At 65.1% G+C, this 18,767-nt stretch carries 22 protein-coding genes; 10 read left to right on the forward strand and 12 right to left on the reverse strand.

The annotated features are described in order from the left end of the window. Positions 1 to 2 precede the first annotated feature (2 nt). Positions 3 to 1,217 carry an ABC transporter substrate-binding protein gene (locus BCCGELA001_RS09135; protein WP_060735109.1) on the reverse strand — a complete coding sequence of 405 codons (1,215 nt, stop codon included), beginning with the start codon at positions 1,215 to 1,217 and terminating at the stop codon, positions 3 to 5. Positions 1,218 to 1,690: 473 nt separating this feature from the next. Here BCCGELA001_RS09135 and BCCGELA001_RS09140 point away from each other — a divergent pair, with 473 nt between their 5' ends. The 5 genes from BCCGELA001_RS09140 to BCCGELA001_RS09160 all read left to right on the forward strand — a co-directional run bounded on the left by BCCGELA001_RS09140 (position 1,691) and on the right by BCCGELA001_RS09160 (position 4,944). Next, on the forward strand, positions 1,691 to 2,152 hold the full coding sequence (locus BCCGELA001_RS09140; RefSeq protein WP_008560111.1) for an Hsp20 family protein: 462 nt from the start codon (positions 1,691 to 1,693) through the stop codon (positions 2,150 to 2,152). A 77-nt stretch (positions 2,153 to 2,229) separates the two neighbouring features. After that, on the forward strand, positions 2,230 to 2,721 hold the full coding sequence (locus BCCGELA001_RS09145; RefSeq protein WP_008560107.1) for an Hsp20/alpha crystallin family protein: 492 nt from the start codon (positions 2,230 to 2,232) through the stop codon (positions 2,719 to 2,721). A gap of 86 nt (positions 2,722 to 2,807) precedes the next feature. Then, positions 2,808 to 3,143 (forward strand): hypothetical protein, encoded by a 336-nt coding sequence (locus BCCGELA001_RS09150; RefSeq protein ID WP_060735110.1) that lies wholly within the window; start codon positions 2,808 to 2,810, stop codon positions 3,141 to 3,143. Positions 3,144 to 3,296: 153 nt separating this feature from the next. Next, entirely contained in the window at positions 3,297 to 4,403 is a 1,107-nt protein-coding gene (locus tag BCCGELA001_RS09155; protein ID WP_060737570.1) for a trypsin-like peptidase domain-containing protein, read from the forward strand. Between the two features lie 145 nt (positions 4,404 to 4,548). Continuing rightward, positions 4,549 to 4,944, forward strand: coding sequence for a hypothetical protein (locus BCCGELA001_RS09160; RefSeq protein ID WP_060735111.1), 396 nt, complete (start codon positions 4,549 to 4,551; stop codon positions 4,942 to 4,944). Positions 4,945 to 4,948: 4 nt separating this feature from the next. On the opposite strand, the gene BCCGELA001_RS09165 is transcribed toward BCCGELA001_RS09160, so the two are convergent. Together BCCGELA001_RS09165 and BCCGELA001_RS09170 are read right to left on the reverse strand one after the other, a co-directional pair. After that, on the reverse strand, positions 4,949 to 5,800 hold the full coding sequence (locus BCCGELA001_RS09165) for an HpcH/HpaI aldolase/citrate lyase family protein (RefSeq protein ID WP_008560095.1): 852 nt from the start codon (positions 5,798 to 5,800) through the stop codon (positions 4,949 to 4,951). Further along, on the reverse strand, positions 5,800 to 6,252 hold the full coding sequence (locus BCCGELA001_RS09170) for a MaoC family dehydratase (RefSeq protein ID WP_008560093.1): 453 nt from the start codon (positions 6,250 to 6,252) through the stop codon (positions 5,800 to 5,802). The genes BCCGELA001_RS09165 and BCCGELA001_RS09170 overlap by 1 nt, the downstream gene beginning before the upstream one ends. A gap of 231 nt (positions 6,253 to 6,483) precedes the next feature. Between BCCGELA001_RS09170 and BCCGELA001_RS09175 the strand changes: the two genes are divergently transcribed. After that, on the forward strand, positions 6,484 to 7,650 hold the full coding sequence (locus tag BCCGELA001_RS09175; RefSeq protein WP_060735112.1) for an acyl-CoA dehydrogenase family protein: 1,167 nt from the start codon (positions 6,484 to 6,486) through the stop codon (positions 7,648 to 7,650). A gap of 32 nt (positions 7,651 to 7,682) precedes the next feature. On the opposite strand, the gene BCCGELA001_RS09180 is transcribed toward BCCGELA001_RS09175, so the two are convergent. The 9 genes from BCCGELA001_RS09180 to BCCGELA001_RS09215 form a co-directional block, all read right to left on the reverse strand. After that, positions 7,683 to 9,257: an AMP-binding protein gene (locus BCCGELA001_RS09180; RefSeq protein ID WP_060735113.1), complete on the reverse strand. Its 1,575-nt coding sequence runs from the start codon at positions 9,255 to 9,257 to the stop codon at positions 7,683 to 7,685. A gap of 33 nt (positions 9,258 to 9,290) precedes the next feature. Beyond that, a complete protein-coding gene (gene upp / locus BCCGELA001_RS09185; RefSeq protein WP_008560080.1) occupies positions 9,291 to 9,926 on the reverse strand; it encodes a uracil phosphoribosyltransferase in 636 nt (211 codons plus the stop codon). Between the two features lie 179 nt (positions 9,927 to 10,105). Continuing rightward, positions 10,106 to 10,234: a hypothetical protein gene (locus BCCGELA001_RS39255; RefSeq protein ID WP_008560079.1), complete on the reverse strand. Its 129-nt coding sequence runs from the start codon at positions 10,232 to 10,234 to the stop codon at positions 10,106 to 10,108. Between the two features lie 87 nt (positions 10,235 to 10,321). Then, positions 10,322 to 10,543 carry a hypothetical protein gene (locus BCCGELA001_RS09190; protein WP_008560077.1) on the reverse strand — a complete coding sequence of 74 codons (222 nt, stop codon included), beginning with the start codon at positions 10,541 to 10,543 and terminating at the stop codon, positions 10,322 to 10,324. A gap of 17 nt (positions 10,544 to 10,560) precedes the next feature. Continuing rightward, positions 10,561 to 10,749: a hypothetical protein gene (locus BCCGELA001_RS09195; protein ID WP_008560075.1), complete on the reverse strand. Its 189-nt coding sequence runs from the start codon at positions 10,747 to 10,749 to the stop codon at positions 10,561 to 10,563. Between the two features lie 112 nt (positions 10,750 to 10,861). Then, complete coding sequence (locus BCCGELA001_RS09200) at positions 10,862 to 11,260, reverse strand: hypothetical protein (protein ID WP_008560073.1); 399 nt, start codon at positions 11,258 to 11,260, stop codon at positions 10,862 to 10,864. 25 nt (positions 11,261 to 11,285) lie between these two features. After that, entirely contained in the window at positions 11,286 to 12,203 is a 918-nt protein-coding gene (gene dapA / locus BCCGELA001_RS09205; RefSeq protein ID WP_008560071.1) for a 4-hydroxy-tetrahydrodipicolinate synthase, read from the reverse strand. A 36-nt stretch (positions 12,204 to 12,239) separates the two neighbouring features. Next, positions 12,240 to 12,482 (reverse strand): hypothetical protein, encoded by a 243-nt coding sequence (locus tag BCCGELA001_RS09210; protein WP_060735114.1) that lies wholly within the window; start codon positions 12,480 to 12,482, stop codon positions 12,240 to 12,242. Positions 12,483 to 12,917: 435 nt separating this feature from the next. Beyond that, complete coding sequence (locus tag BCCGELA001_RS09215; RefSeq protein ID WP_060735115.1) at positions 12,918 to 13,376, reverse strand: hypothetical protein; 459 nt, start codon at positions 13,374 to 13,376, stop codon at positions 12,918 to 12,920. A 598-nt stretch (positions 13,377 to 13,974) separates the two neighbouring features. Here BCCGELA001_RS09215 and BCCGELA001_RS09220 point away from each other — a divergent pair. The 4 genes from BCCGELA001_RS09220 (at position 13,975) to BCCGELA001_RS09235 (ending at position 18,730) form a co-directional block, all read left to right on the forward strand. Next, on the forward strand, positions 13,975 to 14,064 hold the full coding sequence (locus tag BCCGELA001_RS09220; RefSeq protein WP_018641117.1) for a K(+)-transporting ATPase subunit F: 90 nt from the start codon (positions 13,975 to 13,977) through the stop codon (positions 14,062 to 14,064). 112 nt (positions 14,065 to 14,176) lie between these two features. Then, positions 14,177 to 15,880, forward strand: coding sequence for a potassium-transporting ATPase subunit KdpA (kdpA, locus tag BCCGELA001_RS09225; protein WP_060735116.1), 1,704 nt, complete (start codon positions 14,177 to 14,179; stop codon positions 15,878 to 15,880). 18 nt (positions 15,881 to 15,898) lie between these two features. Beyond that, positions 15,899 to 18,013 carry a potassium-transporting ATPase subunit KdpB gene (gene kdpB, locus BCCGELA001_RS09230; protein WP_060737571.1) on the forward strand — a complete coding sequence of 705 codons (2,115 nt, stop codon included), beginning with the start codon at positions 15,899 to 15,901 and terminating at the stop codon, positions 18,011 to 18,013. Between the two features lie 111 nt (positions 18,014 to 18,124). After that, complete coding sequence (locus BCCGELA001_RS09235) at positions 18,125 to 18,730, forward strand: K(+)-transporting ATPase subunit C (protein ID WP_008560048.1); 606 nt, start codon at positions 18,125 to 18,127, stop codon at positions 18,728 to 18,730. Positions 18,731 to 18,767 lie beyond the last annotated feature (37 nt).

Below are 18,767 nucleotides of genomic sequence, written 5' to 3' on the forward strand. Positions count from 1 at the left end.
CCTCACTTCTTCAAGAGCGGGCATTTGGATTCGGAGACCGGGCGGAAGGCGTCCTCACCCTTCACCGTCTTGACGATCTCCAGATAGTCCCACGGCTCTTTCGACTGCTCCGGCTTCTTCACCTTGGCAAGATACATGTCGCGGATGACGCGGCCGTCCTCGCGCAACTTGCCGCCATGGACGAATGTATCCTCGATCGGCAGCTCGCGCATCTTGGCCATCACCTTGGCGGACTCGTCGGTGCCGGCGGCCTTGATGGCCTTGAGATAATGCAGCACCGAACCGTAGACGCCGGTCTGGATCATGGTGGGCATCACCTTGGTGCGCTCGTAGAACTTCTTCGACCAGGCGCGCGTGGCTTCGTCCATGTTCCAGTAGGACGCCGTCGTCATGTAGGTGCCCTGCGCGGCCTTGAGGCCGATCGCGTGCACGTCGGTGTCGAACATCAACAGGCCGACCAGCTTCTGGCCGCCCTGGACCAAGCCGAACTCGCCGGACTGCTTGATGGCATTGTCGGTGTCCTGGCCGGCATTGGCGAAGGCGACCACGTCCGATTTCGAGCTCTGCGCCTGCAGCGCGAAGGACGAGAAGTCCGCGGTGTTGGTCGGATGCTTGACGCCGCCGAGCACCTTTCCGCCCATCTCGTTGATGAAGCGGGTGGCGTCCTTCTCGAGCTGCTGGCCGAAGGCGTAGTCGGCGGTGATGAAGTACCAGGACTTGCCGCCTTCCTTGATCACGGCGGAGGCCGTCACCTTCGACAGCGCATAGGTGTCGTAGGTGAAATGCACGGTGTTGGGGCTGCACAGCTCGTCGGTCAGCGAGCTTGCGCCGGGGCCGGACAGCAGCGCGACCTTGCCGCGCTCGCGGACCATGTTGTGCACGGCGATCGCGATGCCGGAATTAGGGATGTCCACGACGGCGTCGACCTTGCCGTTGTCGAACCAGCCGCGCACGATCTGTACGCCGACGTCGGTCTTCATCTGGTGGTCGGCGCTGATGATCTCGATCGGCTTGCCGAGCACGGTCGGCCCGAATTCCTCCACCGCCATCTTCGCGGCTTCGACCGAGCCCGGCCCTGAGTTGTCGCGGCCCCAGCTGGACAGATCCGTCAGCACGCCGATCCGCACGGCGTCGTCGGAGACTTGCGCGGTTGCCGCTGAAGTCATGGCTGCCGAAGTCATCGCCGTGAGCATGGCGCAGGCCAGAAGCCCTTTCATTGTCGTTCCCTCTCTTATTGGCCGCTTGGCGCGGCGGGTTGTTCTCGCGTTAGTTAGATACTAGCAAATGAATTTGTCAATGGCGAACGGTGAGTTCCCTGCTTGGCGCATCCAGCTTCGCGTCTCCCGGGGCAGCGCAGCGGGTAGCGGTGCGGCTGCAGAGCCGGGCCAGCGGGCTGCGCCTTCGCTGCAACATGAGGTCCGGCTCCGCAGCGCATCACTCCGTGCTGCGCTGCCTCCGCCCACGAGAGCGACGATGCTCGGCGGGCTAGCTCCGGACCCGGCGGCCTGAAATTTTTTTTGGCCCGCCCCTTGAAAGCCATTCCTGATTTTCTAAGTCGTTTTTCGCCGCGAGAGCGGTGTGTCGGATGCCTGACCGGGTCCGGCACGGGCGCCGGGCTGGCCTTTCGGACCTGTCTGAAATCCCGCCTTGCGCTCCTTCGTATCCATCTTGCTCTTTGGAGGACTTGGTTATGAGGACCAGTTTTGACTTCGCGCCCCTGTGGCGTTCCACCATCGGCTTTGACCACCTGGCCGACCTCGTCGACAGCACGCTGCGCCAGACGACCGAGGACAACTATCCCCCCTACAACATCGAGCGTTCCGGCGAAGACCATTACCGGATCAGCCTTGCCGTGGCGGGGTTCGGCGCCAACGACATCACCGTGACGGCCGAACAGAACGCGCTCACCATCGAGGGCAAGAAGCCCGAGACGGCTGCGCGCGAATACCTGTACCAGGGCATCGCCGCGCGCCCGTTCCGGCGCGTGTTCAACCTCGCCGACTATGTCCAGGTGAAGCAGGCCTCGTTCCAGGATGGGCTGTTGATCATCGACCTCGTCCGTGAGATTCCGGAAGCGATGAAGCCGCGCCGGATTCCGATCGCGGGCGCCACTCCTGCGGCATCGCAGATCGAGCAGAAGAAAGCAGCCTAGACGCTCGATCGAACCAGTGGCGGGAACGCGGAACGCCGATGTGCGTCCGCGCTCCCCGATGCATGGAGGAGAGGACAATGGGTTTTCGTGATCTCATTCCCTGGTCAGGGAAACAGGAGCTCGCGCCTGCGCGCGACAATTTCGATCCCTTCCTGACGCTTCATCGCGAGATGAACCGTCTGTTCGATGACGTCTTCCGCGGCTTCGGCGCGTCCAGCCTGTCGCCGCTGATGGAGGGCCGCTTCGGCTGGCCGAAGGTCGAGCTCAGCGAGACCGACAAGGCGCTGACGGTCTCGGCCGAGCTGCCCGGAATGACGGAGAAGGACGTTCAGGTCGAGATCGCCAATGGCGTCTTGACCCTGCGCGGCGAGAAAAAAGCCGAGCGCAACGGAGAAGGCAGATACTTCACCGAGCGCTATTACGGTGCGTTCGAGCGGCAGATCCCGCTGGAAGGCGTCGAGGAAGACAAGGCCGAGGCATCGTTCAGGAATGGCGTCCTGGCGGTGTCGCTGCCGAAGTCGGAGAAGGAACGCGAAGGCGTCAAGCGCATCGCGATCAACACGCACTGACATCAAGCGGGACGGCGGCGGTCGGCGCCGCCGTCCATCGTCCACAAATCGATCCCTTGGAAAGGAGCATGAGGGAGGCACGACCGATGACCAACGTGAACACCAATGCCGGTACTCTCAACCCGCTGTTTCATCCCGCTGCCCATTACGATTCGCCCGCCGACGTCCTGAACGCGGAGGAGCTCTCCGCGCCGGAAAAGCGTATCATCCTGTCGTCCTGGGCGTCTGACATGTATGCGGTCGAATCCTGTCCGGCGCTGCGCGAGATACCGGGCATGAACCACACCATCCGGCTTGCCGATGTCCTGGCGGCGTTGCGCAAGCTCGACGGCGACAATGACAATGACGATCCGCCACGCGGGGGCGGCGTCCCGATGCGGCTGCGGCGGCCCTGGGCCGCCGCGGAGAGGCGGGCCGCATGATCTTCACCCAGACCGTCCTGGCGCTCGTGCTGCTCGGCCAGGCCTCGGCGGCGCTCGCACTTCCTTATCTCGTCATGCACGGCCTCGTCGCCGCACCGCGTGACTGAGGCCTCGAAGTCTCTCACATCCCCGGTTCAGTGGCAGGTGATCAAGATGAATGTCGTGCGTTTGCTTTCGCTGGCATTGCTGGTGCTCGCGCTTATGGCACCGCAGCCGGCCGCTGGCCAAATTCCAGACCTGAAGACAGGCGGCCCGGTGCCGACCCTGGCGCCATTGGTGCGCCAGGTGACGCCCGCCGTCGTCAACATCTCCGTGCATGGCCGCGTGCGCGAGGACAATCCGCTCTATCGCGACCCGCTCTTCCGCGAATTCTTCGACGTTCCTCGCCAGATCGAGAAGGAGGTCAACGCGACCGGTTCCGGCGTCATCGTCGACGCCCAGCGTGGCTATGTCCTGACCAACAATCACGTCGTCGAAGGCACTTCCGCCGTTCAGATCACCAGCAAGGACGGCCGGCAATTTTCGGCCAAGGTCATCGGCCGCGATCCACCGACTGACATTGCTGTGCTCCAGATCCAGAACCCATCCGGGCTCAAGGCGCTTGCCTTCGGCGACAGCGACGGCCTCGACGTCGGCGATTTCGTGCTGGCGATCGGCAACCCTTTCGGCCTCGGCCAGACCGTGACATCAGGCCTCGTCAGTGCGCTTGGCCGGACCGGCCTCGGCAAGCAGGGCTATGAAGATTTCATCCAGACCGATGCTGCGATCAATCCGGGCAATTCCGGCGGGGCGCTGGTCAGCCTGCGCGGCGAACTGGTCGGCATCAACTCGGCCATCATCTCGCCTGCCGGCGGCAATGTCGGCATCGGCTTTGCGATTCCGGTCAATATGGCACGGAAGGTCATGGAGCAGATCGTCGCCAAGGGCCGGGTCGAGCGCGGCCGCATCGGCGTCTCCCTGAAGGACCTGCATCCATCGGTCAACAAGGGATTGAACCAGGGTGCCGTCATCGCGGAGATCGCGGCGGATTCACCCGCGGAGCAGGCAGGACTGCGCAAGGGCGATATCATCACCCGGGCTGACGACCGCCCGATCCGCACCGCCGCCCAGCTCCGCAACACGATCGGCCTAGCGCGCATCGGCGAGGAAGTGAAGCTCACCTTGTTGCGCAATGGCACACCGCTCGCGGCCGTGGTGAGAGTAGCGCCCACGCCCGAAGCGAGCAGCGCCGCCGCCGGCGGCAATCGCTTGGTCCGCTAGCGGTTTGCGCCGCGTGGTGATCCAGGTCGCCAAGGAGGAGTCCACTCATCGAAGTTCCACCGGCCGATTGCCCCGCGTTCGGCCATATCCAAACGTTCTGCCGCCATATTTGAGCGGGAGTGATCCACCTGAGGGAGGCACTCCGATGACCAAGGCTTTGATCACCGCCATTGCAATGCTGGCATTTGTGCCGGCGAGTGCGCTTGCGCAGGAGCGCGCGGGCTCGGCAGCGCTCGGTGCCTTGTCAGGCGCGGTCGTACTGGGTCCGGTCGGAGCCGTCGCCGGAGCCTTGGTCGGCTACACTGCCGGACCCTCGATCGCCCGGTCCTGGGGCCTGAAGGGCTCGCAATCGGCAAGACACCGGCAGCCGCCCCGTCGCGCGGCCGCAACCCGCGTCCCGCCGCGCACGCGCGAGGCGATGAATGCCAACGGCCAGATGCGAGCTGCCGGCAATCCGCCGCCGGTTCAGGCCGCGCCCGTCCAAGCCGCGCCTGCGGCGCCCGTGCAAGTCGCAACGCCGCCCGTTCAGGGCTTCGACTGAGGCCTCAGGGCTGTCCGAGGATCTTCTTCGCGGCGCGCAGATGCGGCTTGTCGATCATCTGGCCGTCGAGCCGGAGCGTGCCGGAATTGGGATTGCTCGCGAAGGCCGCAATGACCTTCTCCGCCCATATGCGTTCGGCTTGCGTCGGCGCAAACGCGGCGTTGACGACGTCGACATGCTTGGGATGGATCAGCGCCTTCGCCGAAAAGCCGTCGCGCCGGGCGGCGCGCGTTTCAGCCTCTAGGCCCGCGAGATTGTCGATGTCGGTATAGACCGTGTCGATCGGCGCGACCTCGGCGGCGGCCGCCGCCATCAGGCAGAGATCACGCGCGAGGCGGTAAGGACTGTGGAACACGCCGCCCGAGGATTTTTCGGTGGCGCCGAGCGAGGCCGAGAGGTCTTCCGCGCCCCACATCAGGCCGGCGAGGCGAGGAGAGCAGTTCTTGTAGCTGCCGAGGCCGAAGATCGAGCCGGCGGTCTCCGTCGCGACGCAGATGATGCGCGTGGTGCCGACGGCAATGCCGGATGCCGCCTCGAACGCTTCGAGCCAGGCTGCCACCTGCCGCACGTCGTCGCCGCCTTGCGATTTCGGCAAGACGATGCCGTCGGGCTTGCCCGGCATCACGGCGGCCAGGTCGGCGAGCGTCATCCCGGTGTCGAGCGCGTTGACGCGGACATAGAGCTTGTGCGGGCCGCGGGTGCCCTTCAACATCGCCAGCGTCAGCGAACGCGCCTCGGGCTTTTTCTCCGTGACCACGGAATCCTCGAGATCGATGATCAGCGCGTCGGCCTTGCCTTCGCGCGCCTTATCGAATTTGCGCGGGGAATCGCCCGGCACGAACAGCATCGAACGCATCAGACGGGCCTCTTGTGCATCATCGCCATGCGCCGGCATCTGCCGACGATCTCGTCGTTCTGGTTGAGGGCGTGGTGCTCGAACTCGACGATGCCTGCTTTGGGCCGCGATTTCGATTCCCGCAACGAAAGCACCTTCGTCGTCGCCCGCAACGTGTCGCCATGGAAGACCGGCTTCGGAAAGGTGACGTCGGTCATGCCGAGATTGGCAACGGTCGTCCCCAGGGTCGTATCATAGACCGTCATCCCGATCATGATGCCGAGGGTGTAAAGGCTGTTGAAAATGCGCTGGCCGAATTCGGTCTTTTCGGAGAAATGGGCGTCGATGTGCAGCGGCTGCGGATTGAGCGTGAGCAGGCTGAACAGGGTGTTGTCCATCTCCGTGACGGTCCGGGTCAGCGGATGCCTGAACTCCTGGCCCACCGAAAAGTCCTCGAAGTAAAGTCCGGCCATCGCGGTTTCCTCCCTGCGAAATAACGGCGCGCTCTTCGCGTCGCGCCGCATGACCCTATGCATGCTACACACAGTCGAGGGACAAATTCACGTATCTGTACCCGGTTTTTCAAGTTAAGAACGCGGAGAGAGGGTACGTCCGGGCGCAGCAATCGGCCACGGCCTTTGAGTGGGAAACGCGAGAGGAGGGAGATTGCGCGGTCGCGGCTCCCGACAAAGGAGGTCACGGACATGGATTTCGCGCTCACCGATCAGCAGGAAGCCATTCGCGACGCCATCGCCAAGATCTGCGAGGGCTTTCCCGATGCGTACTGGCTGAAGAAGGATCACGACGGCGGCTTCCCGCATGACTTCCACAAGGCGCTGGCCGATGCGGGCTGGCTCGGCATCTGCGTGCCGGAGGAATATGGCGGCTCGGGGCTCGGCATCACGGAAGCTGCGATCATGATGCGCACCATCGCGGAGTCCGGCGCCGGCATGTCCGGTGCCTCCGCGGTGCACATCAACGTGTTCGGGCTCAATCCGGTGGTCGTGTTCGGCACCGAAGAGCAGCGCAGGCGGATGCTGCCGCCGATGGTCGAGGGCCGCGAGAAGGCGTGCTTCGCCGTCACCGAGCCCAACACCGGCCTCAATACCACCCAGCTCAAGACCCGCGCGGTCGCCAAGAACGACCGCTACATCGTCAACGGCCAGAAGGTGTGGATCTCGACCGCGCAGGTCGCGCACAAGATCCTGCTGCTGGCGCGCACGACGCCGCTGGAAGAGGTGCGCTCGCCGACCCACGGGCTCAGCCTGTTCTACACCGATTTCGACCGCAACAGGATCAAGGTCCACGAGATCGAGAAGATGGGCCGCAAGATCGTCGATTCCAACGAGCTGTTCTTCGAGGACTTCGAGATTCCGATGGAGGACCGGATCGGCGAGGAAGGCAAGGGCTTCGAATACATCCTCGAAGGCATGAACCCGGAGCGCATTCTGATCGCCGCGGAGGCTGTTGGGCTCGGCAAGCTCGCGCTGTCGCGCGCGACCGAATATGCCAAGACACGCGTGGTGTTTAACCGGCCGATCGGCAAGAACCAGGGCATCCAGCATCCGCTCGCGGTGAACTGGGTCGAGCTCGAGGCCGCCTGGCTGATGGTGATGTCGGCGGCCTGGCAATACGACAAGGGCATGCCGTGCGGCGCGGCGGCCAATGCCGCGAAATATCTCGCGGGCGAGGCCGGCTTCTCCGCCTGCGAGCAGGCGGTGATGACCCATGGCGGCTTCGGCTACGCCAAGGAATTCCACGTCGAGCGCTATCTGCGCGAGGTGCTGATCCCGCGCATCGCGCCGGTCAGCCCGCAGCTTGCGCTCAGCTTCATCGCAGAAAAGGTGCTGGGGCTCGCGAAGTCGTATTGAACGGCTGTTCCGAGCCAGCCGACAAGGCCGTTCTATTCGGCGGCAATCCGTTCCATCGCCATGGCACGAAGCCGGGCGCGCTGGATCTTGACGCCGTTGGCGCTGTCGGTGACCGGAAAGGCGTCCACGACATAGATCCGCGCCGGCACCTTGTAGCCGGCGAGTCGCTCACGCAGATGGGCGGTCAGCGCTTCCTGCCGCGGCGGCTCTCCGGCCGCGATCACGAAGGCAACGCAGCGCGCCTGACCCTTGAAATCGACCGCTACGACCTGGGCATCGGCAACGCCGGCGCAGGATTTGAGCTCGTCCTCGATTTCGCCGGGCGCGACCAGGAAGCCGCCGAGCCGCATTGCATCGCCGGCGCGGGTCTCGTACACGAACGAGCCATCGCCGCGAACCCGGCCGATGTCGCCGGTGCGAAAGAACCCGTCGGCGGTGAGCGCCTCGCGCGTCGCCTCGGGATTGCTAAAATAGCCGAGGAAGCGTGACGGTGCGCTGATCTCGATCTCGCCCGAGACGCCGCTGGCCGCCAGCTCGCCGGTCTCGACATCGCGGATGCGGACTTTCGCGTCCGGCGACATCGGCCAACCGCCACCTTCGATGCGGTCGGCAAAGGCGTCGCTGCTACGGCTGATCGAGAACAGCGCCTGCACCTCGCTCGAACCGTAGAGGCCGAACAGCTTCATGCCGCGCGCCTCCGCCTCCACGGCCAGCTCGCGCCAGCCGGGTTGGAACGCAGCGAAGCCGCAGACTTGGAGCTTAGGAAACGGATGTGGCGCGTCGGTGAGCGCGAGGATGCGGCGGAACATCTCGTCCGAGCCGAAGGAATGCGTGATCCCATGCTCGCTGAGGATCTTCAGCGCCGGCGCTGCTTCGAAAGCGTCGAGGACATGGATGGTCGCGCGCGCCGCGATGAAACCGAGCAGGCTCGTCATGCCAAACGTGCCGCAGAACGGCAGCATGGCCAGCAGCGAATGGCGTTGCGGGTCAAGCTCAAGCGCTCGGGCGACGGAAACAGCGTGGGTGGCCAGCGTCCGCTGCGAATGCGCGACGAGCTTCGGCCCTTTTGTCGTGCCCGACGTGGTGTAGAGCAGGACCGGCAGGTCGACATCCTCCTGGGCCGGCGGGGCGGGCGGATAGGACCGGTCGAAGGCATCGAACCGAACACAGGGCCAGTGGGCGGGCATCGCATCCGCACCGATCACCGCGAGCTGTCGCAGTGCGGGCACCTCGTCCTTGGCAACGTCGCCCAGAATGGCAGCAAACTCGATCGAACGGAACGCGGCCTCGACCACCATCAGCTTGGCACCGCAGACACGAAGCAGGTGCGCGACTTCCGCGCTGCGGTAGCGCGTATTGACGGCGCCGACGACCGCGCCGAGGCGGGCGGCGGCGAACAGCAGCGCAATCCATTCGATCCGGTTGACCAGCCAGACCGCGACGACGTCGCCCTTGCCGACGCCCTGCGCGGCGAGCCAGGCCGCGGTCTGCTCCACCTTGCTCGAAAATTCCACCCGCGAGACCGCAGTGCCGTCGAACAGGAACGCGGGGGCGGCGGCAGGCTCCGTGCCGATCAGCGAGTGAAGCGAAAATGGATTGGCGCTCATGGCAATCGGACTAACCGGATCGCGCATGCCTGTCTACTTGGTGCCGAACATCCGGTCGCCGGCATCACCCAGGCCCGGCACGATGTAGCCGTGGTCGTTGAGCCGCTCATCGATCGCGGCGGTCCATACCGGCACGTCCGGATGCTCACTTTGGAACTGCGCGATGCCCTCGGGCGCGGCCAGAAGGCAGACGAAGCGGATGTCGCGTGCACCCCGTGCCTTGAGCAGGGAAGCGCCGGCGCAGGCCGAGTTGCCGGTCGCGAGCATCGGGTCCATCAGGATCACGGTGCGGTCGGACAAGTCCTGCGGCGCCTTGAAGTAATATTCCACGGCCTGCAACGTCTCGGGGTCGCGGTAGAGCCCGATATGGGCGATGCGCGCCGACGGCATCAGCGCCAGCATGCCGTCGAGAAAGCCGACACCGGCGCGCAGGATCGGCGCCAGCGTGAGCTTCTTGCCGGCGATCTTGGGCGCCTGCATCGGCGCGATCGGCGTTTCGATGTCCACCAGCTCCAGCGGCAGGTCGCGCGTCACCTCGTAACCCAGCAGCATCCCGATCTCGTTCAGGATCTCGCGAAAGCTCTTGGTCGAGCGGTCCTTCTCCCGCATCAGCGAGAGCTTGTGCTGGACCAGGGGATGGGCGACGACGTTGACGTTGCTGGTGCTCATGAAACCGCTCTACACGGTTCCGTGAAATTGCGCCAGATCGGCGGCGTTTTTTCCGCGGGATATGCCGCCTCAACCGGGCATCGCGACCGCGCTGGGCGCCCGGTTGCTCGCCTCGTAGGCAGCCATGAGGTCGCCGCGGCAGAGCTGGTGCGGCTGATCGCGGCGGAGCGGAAAGAAACTTAGACGCCGAGCCCGCGCGCGACGAGCGTGATCACGACCGTCAGGATGGCGCCCCAGACCATGCTCAGCGTCATGGTCAGGACGGTCGTGGTGACCACGTGCTCGAGATTTCCTTTCAGGAGCTGCACGCTACTTGTCCGCACGCGGCGCGCCGAGGCGCATGCCGAGCAGCAATGCACCTGCCAGCGCAACCAGGATGGCGATCTTGATCTCGATCATGTCCGCGACCTCATGATCATGCGCGCGAGCAGCCGCCTCGCTCCGACCCAGAGCCCGGCGCTGTTGCGTCCGATGAAGAACGCGGGAATGGCGGCGCGGCGGACCTCGGGGTCGAGCGGCTTGAGCGTCGCCGATGGCGACCTTGGCCCGGACCGGCGGTGCGCAGCTTGAAGAGCGATCGCGGCCATGGCGGCCTCCTCACACATCTGCAAGGTCATGGTGGCCTCTCTGCCGGTCAGGTTTGGAGCCGCCAGACATGGATCGCGGTCTTGAGCGCGATCAGTGCGGTGAGCACGCTGCCCATCGAGAGCAAGGTCAGCGCTTGCAGCGCGATACGCTGGAGCCCCGCCTTGTATACCTCCGACATGCGCGCCGGGCGTTCGGCCTGGAAGGGCCGGTCAATGTCATGTGTCAGGATCGACATTGTGGGAGTCCTCGTTCCTGGTGCGGCGCGACCGCCGCTCCAACCAGCCACTCATGATGTCCATGGCTGCGTAGGATTGCGAGATGGACGCCGGGGCGCCGGTATAGGAATGTCATAAAGATGCAGACGCTCGCGATGGCAGTCCCCTGAAGAGATCGGGGCGCTGCTTCGGCCGAACGGCCGTAGACGGCGCCGGATCGGACTGCGCAAGCCCGATCGCCGCCGCGAAGGCGAGCCGCAGTCGCGGCTCCTCGATCTGCTTGCAAAAGCATTCCAGCGTTGCATCCGCGCCCTGGAGCTGCCCGCCGATGGCCGCGCAGAGCCGCGAGCTGGTTCGCCGGAAGAAGTGGAGCGTGTCGTCGGCGCTTCGCCGCCCGCCGAGGCGGTCGAGCTCCGCCGCGATTGCTGCAATGTTGAGCCTGTCGGCCTGATCCAGCGTCACGGCAAAGCGCAGCAGTGCCAGCTGCCAGGCGCGGAGCAGCCTGTGGGATTCGTCGGTCGATGTCGGCATGGGATGTCCTGAGAGCCTTGACGCGTCAGGCCCCGACGCCGTCGATCCGTTCTTCGTCGGCGATCGCAGCGAAGGCGCGTACCACCTCCCTCTGCGCGGTGGCGTCCAGCGGCACGATCGGAAGCCGGGTCGCGGCGGACATCAGGCCAAGCACGCTCAGGGCGTATTTGAGGGCCGCCGGGCTTTCCCGGGACAGGCAGCCGATCAGAGGCATCAGCCGCTTGTCGAGATATCGCGCCGATTGCATGCGGCCCTGCCTGATCTGCGAGAAGATCGTGCGGCAGAGATCCGGCGCGATGTTGGCGACCTCCGAGATCGCGCCATCGCCACCGTCCGCCATGAAGCCGAAGGCGGTGGTGTCGTCGCCGGACAGAATGCGAAAATTGGCCGGCAGGTGCCGGGCAAGGCGCATCGGCCGGATCATGTCGCCGCTGCCGTCACATAGGCCGACGAATTGGCGGGACTCGACCAGACGCAGCAGCGTCTCGTCGGCGAGCGGCCGCAGCGTGCGGGAGGGAATGTCGTGCAGGATCACAGGCAAGCCGATCGCGCCAGCAATCGCCCGGAAATGCGCGAGCATGCCCTCCTGCATCGGCTTGTTATAGGCCGGGACCACCGACATGACGGCATAGGCACCGGCGGCCTCCGCGCGCCGCGCGAGCTCGATGGCGCGGCTTGTCGCGTTGGAAACCGCGCCTGCGATGACGCGTACGCGGCCGCGTGCGACATCGACCGCAGTGCGAATGACGAGCTCCTGCTCGGCCGGAGAGAGCGTCGGCGCCTCGCCGGCCGTCTCGCAGACCACGACGGCGGGAGCGCCGGCCGCGACCTGCCGCTCGCACAATGCGGCGAACGCCTTGAGATCGATCGCATCGGCCGCGTCGAATGGCGTCGGCAGCTCCGGAATGAATCCGGTGAACCAGGCGGAGGGTGGGATGAACATGGTGCTTCGCGGGAAGTTGCCGGCTCAGGCTGCGCGCTACGCGACGGTGATATCGGGAGTCTTTCCCATGTCGAGCTCAATCTCGCGCGGCAGCTCGACGATGGTCTCGGGATGCTGCCCATTCTCGAACAGCGCATATTTGATCGCCTGCGCGCGGCTGACGAACAGGCCGCCATAGAGGCCGTTCTGTTCCTGGACGACCCATTGTCCCCGGCGATTCCTGCCGATGAAGACGATGGTCGAAAGCGAGCTGCACGAGGGAGGTTCGACGAGTTTCACGAGAGTATTCCTTCTGAACGACACCGGCTCGGGACGCTTGTCCCTGCCGGCGCGCTCAATATCCTCAGTCGCGAATATGATTTCGAGGGCGGCTGCGCGGCGATCTCATAGGAAGATCATAAAGCCGAAACGATCACGCCAGCTCGGCGACGCTGTGAACCAGCGCAAACAGTGCGCCGAAGGCAACGCACTCGTCCCAATGATTGAGCGAACTCTTGAACAGGGGCTCGCGCCTGACGAGGGCCGCGAGCGCGCAAAGGATGATGAAACATCCAGAGCAGGACGGCGAGGCTCTGGCCGAAGCCGACGCCGCCGAATGCAGCGAAGCCGATGAGCAGTGCGGCGCGGACCGCGAAACGTGCGATCACCCGCGCCGGATTCAGCGTGCGCGGCATGTCGGGAGCTTGCGACACGGCATCGATCCGTCAGGCTGCTCTAGCTGAAATTGTCGCAGGCGAGGGGCTCGTAGAGCGGGTCCAGGACAGACGGTACGCTTGGCCGCGGCGTGTCCGCAGCCAAGGCCCGGACCTCGATGAAGGCCGATAGCAAGGCCAGCGCGAGATCGGCGTGCCGCGCCTCGACTGCAGCGTCCAGCCAGTCCGGCAGCTCACGTTCGCGCGACAGCGCACAATGCCACTCGCCCTCGTCATAGACGATGCGGCGGGCCTGCCACATCGGCAATTCGAGCTCCACCAGCGCCAGCGCCGCATCGACCCAGGCCTCGGCGTCGATCAGGCGCATGATACGGCCGGTGCGCTCGCTCTGGCCCAGCAAAGGAAGGCGTCGGCAGGCGTGCGCGATGATGTCGAGCATCAACGGCCGCGTCGGCGCCGGTGCAGCGCGAAGCCGCTGGCTGAGGGATGGTGGGTCGAGGCGTCGGAGAGCGGCGGTCATGTCAGGCCTCCTGGGATTGGCGTCGGTCAGTCGGCCGGCATGGCCAAGATGATCAGGAGGGCATTTGAAAGCGAGATGAGGATCAGGCGAGAAATATAGGGATTGCATAAATGCGCGGCGCCTTGCGATTGCGCGCGTCGGATCCTCGGCCGTCGTTTCCGCCGAAGGTGGAGACTTATAAAGACAGGGCATTTTGAGAAGACCTCGGCCACGGCTTGCCGTAACAGCAGTCGAGAGAACGATAGTGGAATGCGTCCCCGCGTGCCTGCCGGGAATGACGGCTGAAGGTTGGGCCCTGGTGCCGGCGACGCGCGCCGGCCTTTATGGAATTCCTATAACGTCGCCATAGGCCTCATCTCGAAAACCTATGGGCGGGGTGGCACCTGATCGCGATCAAGTTCCCGATCGGGAGAGGCGCGCATTGCGTTCGCGCGCAGCAGGCCGCCCGCCGGGATCGAGAGACGGCTTATGCCGGATACCGTCTCGCATTGAGGAGTATCGCCATGATGGACATTCTGATGCTGGCGCTGGGCTTTGGCTTCTTTGCCCTTGCGATCGGCTACACCTACGCCTGCGAACGGCTGTGACGGAGCGGATCATGATCTTCGATTATGCGCTCGCGGGCGCCGTCTCGTTCGGCCTCCTGGTTTATCTCACCTACGCGCTGCTGCGGCCCGAGCGGTTCTGACCCGTGCTGCTGCTCGCAAAATTGCTGCTGGCCGACGCCGCGCTCGTCGCTGGCCTGCTTGCGCTGCTCCTGCCGCTCCTGCGCCGGACACAATGCCTGAAGGGTTAATGCCATGACTGTGATCGGTTGGCTCCAGATCATTCTTTTTTGCGTCATCATCGTCGCGCTGACCAAGCCGCTCGGCTGGTACATGACGCGCGTATTTAGCGGCGAGCGGACGTTTCTGTCGCCGGTGCTGCGTCCGATCGAGGCCGGCTTCTACTGGATTTCCGGTGTCGACGAGAAGCGCGAGCAGCATTGGCTGACCTACACGGTCGCCATGCTGCTGTTCCATGTCGGCGGCTTCCTCATCATCTACGGCGTGATGCGCTTGCAGGCGCTGCTGCCCTTCAATCCGGCCGGACAGGGCGCAGTCGCCCCGGATCTCTCCTTCAACACGGCGATCTCCTTCCTCACCAACACCAACTGGCAGAATTACGGCGGCGAGAGCACGCTGTCCTATCTCGTTCAGATGCTCGGCTTGACGCACCAGAACTTCCTGTCGGCGGCGACCGGCATTGCACTGGCGGTGGCGCTGATCCGCGGCTTTTCGCGCGCATCGATGCGCACCGTCGGCAATTTCTGGGTCGACGTGACCCGCACCACGCTCTACGTGCTGCTGCCGATCTGCGTCGTCTACACGCTGTTCCTGGTCTGGCAGGGCATGCCGCAGACGCTCGGCGACTATGTCGAGGCCACCACGCTGGAGGGCGCCAAGCAGACCATCGCAGTCGGCCCGGTCGCCTCCCAGGTCGCGATCAAGATGCTCGGCACCAATGGCGGCGGCTTCTTCAACGCCAATGCGGCACATCCGTTCGAGAATCCGACCGCGCTGTCGAACTTCGTGCAGATGCTCTCGATCTTCGCGCTCGGCGCCGCGCTGACCAACGTGTTCGGCCGCATGGTCGGCAACCAGCGCCAGGGCTGGGCGATCATGGCCGTGATGGGCGTGCTGTTCGTGGCCGGCGTCGCCATCACCTATTGGGCGGAAGCCAACGGCACCTCGACCATGCATGCGCTGGGCCTTGCCGGCGGCAACATGGAGGGCAAGGAGGTGCGCTTCGGCATCGTCGCATCCTCGCTGTTCGCCGTGATCACCACCGCTGCGTCGTGCGGTGCAGTCAATGCCATGCATGACAGCTTCACCGCGCTCGGCGGCATGATCCCGCTCATCAACATGCAGCTCGGTGAGATCATCATCGGCGGCGTCGGCGCCGGCCTCTATGGCATGCTGCTGTTCGTCGTGCTCGCGATCTTCGTCGCCGGCCTGATGGTTGGCCGCACGCCGGAATATGTCGGCAAGAAGATCGAGGCGCGCGAGGTCAAGATGGCGATGCTCGCGATCCTGGTGCTGCCGCTGATGTATCTCGGCTGGACCGCCGTCGGCGTGGTCTATCCGGCGGCGGTTGCCTCGATGGCGAACGCCGGGCCGCACGGTTTCACCGAGGTGCTCTACGCCTTCACCTCGGCGACCGGCAACAACGGCTCGGCCTTCGCAGGCCTCACCGGCAACACCCTGTTCTACAACCTCACTCTTGCCAGCGCGATGTTCGTCGGCCGGTTCTTCATGATCGTCCCGGCGATGGCGATCGCGGGGTCGCTCGCCGCCAAGAAATCCGTCCCGCCGTCGGCGGGCACGTTCCCGACCACGGGCGGGCTGTTCGTCGGCCTCGTCGTCGGCGTGATCCTGATCATCGGCGGCCTGACGTTCTTCCCGGCGCTCGCGCTCGGCCCGATCGTCGAGCACCTCGCGATGAACGCCGGCAACCTGTTCTGATTGTTTGGAGTGACCTCCATGGATACGACGAAACTGCAAAAACGCGCGCCGACGTCGGCAATGCTCGATCCCAAGATCGTGCTCCCCGCGATCAAGGCGTCTTTCACCAAGCTCGATCCGCGGCTGATGGTGAAGAATCCGGTGATGTTCGTGGTCGAGGTCGTGGCCGCGCTCACCACGGTGATCTTCCTGCGCGACGTCGTCACCGGTGGCGCGAGCCTCGGCTTCACCTTCCAGATCATCCTGTGGCTCTGGTTCACGGTGCTGTTCGCCAATTTCGCCGAAGCGGTGGCCGAAGGCCGCGGCAAGGCGCAGGCCGAGACGCTGCGCAAGACCCGCACCGAGAGCCAGGCCAAGCTCCTCACTGGCGCCGGCCAGGCCTTCAAGCTCGTGCCGGGCACCAGCCTGAAGGTCGGCGACGTCGTGCTGGTCGAGGCCGGCGATACCATTCCGTCCGACGGCGAGGTGATCGAGGGTGTCGCCTCCGTCAACGAGGCCGCCATCACCGGCGAATCCGCGCCCGTCATCCGCGAGTCCGGCGGCGACCGTTCGGCCGTGACGGGCGGCACGCAGGTGCTGTCGGACTGGATCCGCGTACGCATCACGGCCGCGCAGGGTTCGACCTTCATCGATCGCATGATCAAGCTGGTCGAGGGCGCCGAGCGGCAGAAGACGCCAAACGAGATCGCGCTCAACATCCTGCTGGCCGGCCTCACCATCATCTTCGTGTTCGCCACCGTCACCATCCCGAGCTATGCGGCCTATGCTGGCGGTTCGATCTCGGTGGTCGTGCTGGTCGCGCTGTTCGTGACGCTGATCCCGACCACGATCGGCGCGCTGTTGTCGGCCATCGGCATCGCCGGCATGAACCGCCTGGTGCGCTTCAACGTGCTGGCGATGTCCGGCCGCGCCGTCGAGGCGGCCGGCGACGTCGACACGCTGCTGCTGGACAAGACCGGCACCATCACGCTCGGCAATCGCCAGGCGACCGCGTTCCGCCCCGTGCGCGGCATCACCGATCAGGAGCTGGCGGATGCGGCCCAGCTCGCCTCGCTGGCGGACGAGACGCCGGAAGGCCGCTCCATCGTCGTGCTGGCGAAGGAGAAATACGGCATCCGCGGACGCGACATGGCGGAGCTGGGTGCCACCTTCATCCCGTTCACGGCGCAGACCCGCATGAGCGGCGTCGATGCCGGCGGCTCGTCGGTGCGCAAGGGCGCGGTCGATGCCATGCTCAACTATGTCGGTGGCGGCGCGCCGCTGGCGGTTGCGTCCGGCAACACGGCGCGGGCGATGCAGCCTGCTGCGCTCTCGGAGGTCGGCCGTGAGATCCAGGCCATTGCCGATGAGGTCTCGAAATCCGGCGGCACGCCCCTGGCCGTCGCCAGGGACGGCAAGCTGCTGGGGATCGTTCAGCTCAAGGACATCGTCAAGGGCGGTATCCGCGAGCGTTTCGCCGAGCTGCGCCGCATGGGCATCCGCACCATCATGATCACGGGCGACAATCCGATGACGGCGGCGGCCATCGCGGCCGAGGCGGGCGTCGACGACTTCCTGGCGCAGGCAACGCCCGAGGACAAGCTCAAGCTGATCCGCGACGAGCAGGCCAAGGGCAAGCTGGTGGCCATGTGCGGCGACGGCACCAACGACGCGCCGGCGCTCGCCCAGGCCGATGTCGGCGTCGCCATGAACACCGGCACGCAAGCCGCCCGCGAGGCCGGCAACATGGTCGACCTCGATTCCAACCCGACCAAGCTGATCGAGGTGGTCGAGATCGGCAAGCAGCTGTTGATGACGCGCGGCGCGCTGACCACGTTCTCGATCGCCAACGACGTCGCCAAATATTTCGCGATCATCCCGGCGATGTTCCTGGCGTTCTATCCCCAGCTCAACGTGCTCAACGTCATGAACCTGTCGAGCCCGCAAAGCGCCATCCTGTCGGCGATCATCTTCAACGCGGTGGTCATCATCGCGCTGATTCCACTCGCACTGAAGGGCGTCGCCTATCGCGCGGTCGGTGCCGGCGCGCTGCTTCGCCGCAACCTCTTGATCTACGGCCTCGGCGGCATCGTCATTCCCTTCATCGGCATCAAGGCGATCGACCTCGTCGTCACCGCCTTGCACTTGGCTTGAATTTGTCATTGCGAGCGAAGCGACGCAATCCAGAGATATCTCCGTGTTTGACAACCTGGATTGCTTCGTCGCTCCGCTCCTCGCAATGACGGGAGAAACTGGAGAAAGCACATGCTCAAACAAATCCGCCCCGCCATCGTCCTGCTGCTGGCGCTTACCGCCATCACCGGCCTTGCTTATCCGCTGGCGATGACCGCCATTGCCGGCACGCTGTTTCCCGTGCAGGCACAGGGCAGCCTCATCGAAAAAGACGGCAAGGTGGTCGGCTCTTCCCTGATCGGGCAGGAGTTCAAGGACGACAAATATTTCCACGGCCGCCCGTCGGCGACGGTTGCGCCGGACCCCAATGATTCGACCAAGACGGTGCCGGCGCCCTACAACGCCGCCAACTCCGGCGGCTCCAATCTCGGCCCGACCAGCAAGGCGCTGGCCGACCGGCTGAAGGACGATGTGGACAAGCTGAAGGCGGAGAGCCCGAATGCCGCCGTGCCGGTCGACCTGGTGACGACGTCGGCCAGCGGCCTCGATCCCGACATCTCGCCGGAAGCGGCACAATTCCAGGTGCCGCGCGTGGCGAAGGCGCGCCATATGTCGGAGGAGCAGCTCAGGCAGCTTGTGACCGCCAACACTCAGGGGCGCCTGTTCGGCCTGCTCGGCGAACCCCGTGTTAACGTACTGGCGCTGAATCTCGCGCTCGATCAGGTCGCAGCGAAGTAGCGGTCTAGGCTCGCAGTCCACAGGTGACTATATTGGG

The organism is Bradyrhizobium sp. CCGE-LA001, assembly GCF_000296215.2.
Classification (GTDB): domain Bacteria; phylum Pseudomonadota; class Alphaproteobacteria; order Rhizobiales; family Xanthobacteraceae; genus Bradyrhizobium.

Bases quoted from the DNA above. Each gene is read 5' to 3' on its own strand.
- BCCGELA001_RS09235 (WP_008560048.1), top strand. From the start codon at position 18,125: ATGCTCAAACAAATCCGCCCCGCCATCGTCCTGCTGCTGGCGCTTACC.
- upp (WP_008560080.1), bottom strand. From the start codon at position 9,926: ATGAGCACCAGCAACGTCAACGTCGTCGCCCATCCCCTGGTCCAGCAC.
- BCCGELA001_RS09140 (WP_008560111.1), top strand. From the start codon at position 1,691: ATGAGGACCAGTTTTGACTTCGCGCCCCTGTGGCGTTCCACCATCGGC.
- BCCGELA001_RS09180 (WP_060735113.1), bottom strand. From the start codon at position 9,257: ATGAGCGCCAATCCATTTTCGCTTCACTCGCTGATCGGCACGGAGCCT.
- BCCGELA001_RS09190 (WP_008560077.1), bottom strand. From the start codon at position 10,543: ATGACCTTGCAGATGTGTGAGGAGGCCGCCATGGCCGCGATCGCTCTT.
- BCCGELA001_RS09135 (WP_060735109.1), bottom strand. From the start codon at position 1,217: ATGAAAGGGCTTCTGGCCTGCGCCATGCTCACGGCGATGACTTCGGCA.
- BCCGELA001_RS09155 (WP_060737570.1), top strand. From the start codon at position 3,297: ATGAATGTCGTGCGTTTGCTTTCGCTGGCATTGCTGGTGCTCGCGCTT.
- BCCGELA001_RS09165 (WP_008560095.1), bottom strand. From the start codon at position 5,800: ATGCGTTCGATGCTGTTCGTGCCGGGCGATTCCCCGCGCAAATTCGAT.
- BCCGELA001_RS09195 (WP_008560075.1), bottom strand. From the start codon at position 10,749: ATGTCGATCCTGACACATGACATTGACCGGCCCTTCCAGGCCGAACGC.
- kdpA (WP_060735116.1), top strand. From the start codon at position 14,177: ATGACTGTGATCGGTTGGCTCCAGATCATTCTTTTTTGCGTCATCATC.
- BCCGELA001_RS09160 (WP_060735111.1), top strand. From the start codon at position 4,549: ATGACCAAGGCTTTGATCACCGCCATTGCAATGCTGGCATTTGTGCCG.
- kdpB (WP_060737571.1), top strand. From the start codon at position 15,899: ATGGATACGACGAAACTGCAAAAACGCGCGCCGACGTCGGCAATGCTC.
- BCCGELA001_RS09170 (WP_008560093.1), bottom strand. From the start codon at position 6,252: ATGGCCGGACTTTACTTCGAGGACTTTTCGGTGGGCCAGGAGTTCAGG.
- BCCGELA001_RS09150 (WP_060735110.1), top strand. From the start codon at position 2,808: ATGACCAACGTGAACACCAATGCCGGTACTCTCAACCCGCTGTTTCAT.
- BCCGELA001_RS09220 (WP_018641117.1), top strand. From the start codon at position 13,975: ATGATCTTCGATTATGCGCTCGCGGGCGCCGTCTCGTTCGGCCTCCTG.
- BCCGELA001_RS09175 (WP_060735112.1), top strand. From the start codon at position 6,484: ATGGATTTCGCGCTCACCGATCAGCAGGAAGCCATTCGCGACGCCATC.
- BCCGELA001_RS09215 (WP_060735115.1), bottom strand. From the start codon at position 13,376: ATGACCGCCGCTCTCCGACGCCTCGACCCACCATCCCTCAGCCAGCGG.
- BCCGELA001_RS09145 (WP_008560107.1), top strand. From the start codon at position 2,230: ATGGGTTTTCGTGATCTCATTCCCTGGTCAGGGAAACAGGAGCTCGCG.
- BCCGELA001_RS09200 (WP_008560073.1), bottom strand. From the start codon at position 11,260: ATGCCGACATCGACCGACGAATCCCACAGGCTGCTCCGCGCCTGGCAG.
- dapA (WP_008560071.1), bottom strand. From the start codon at position 12,203: ATGTTCATCCCACCCTCCGCCTGGTTCACCGGATTCATTCCGGAGCTG.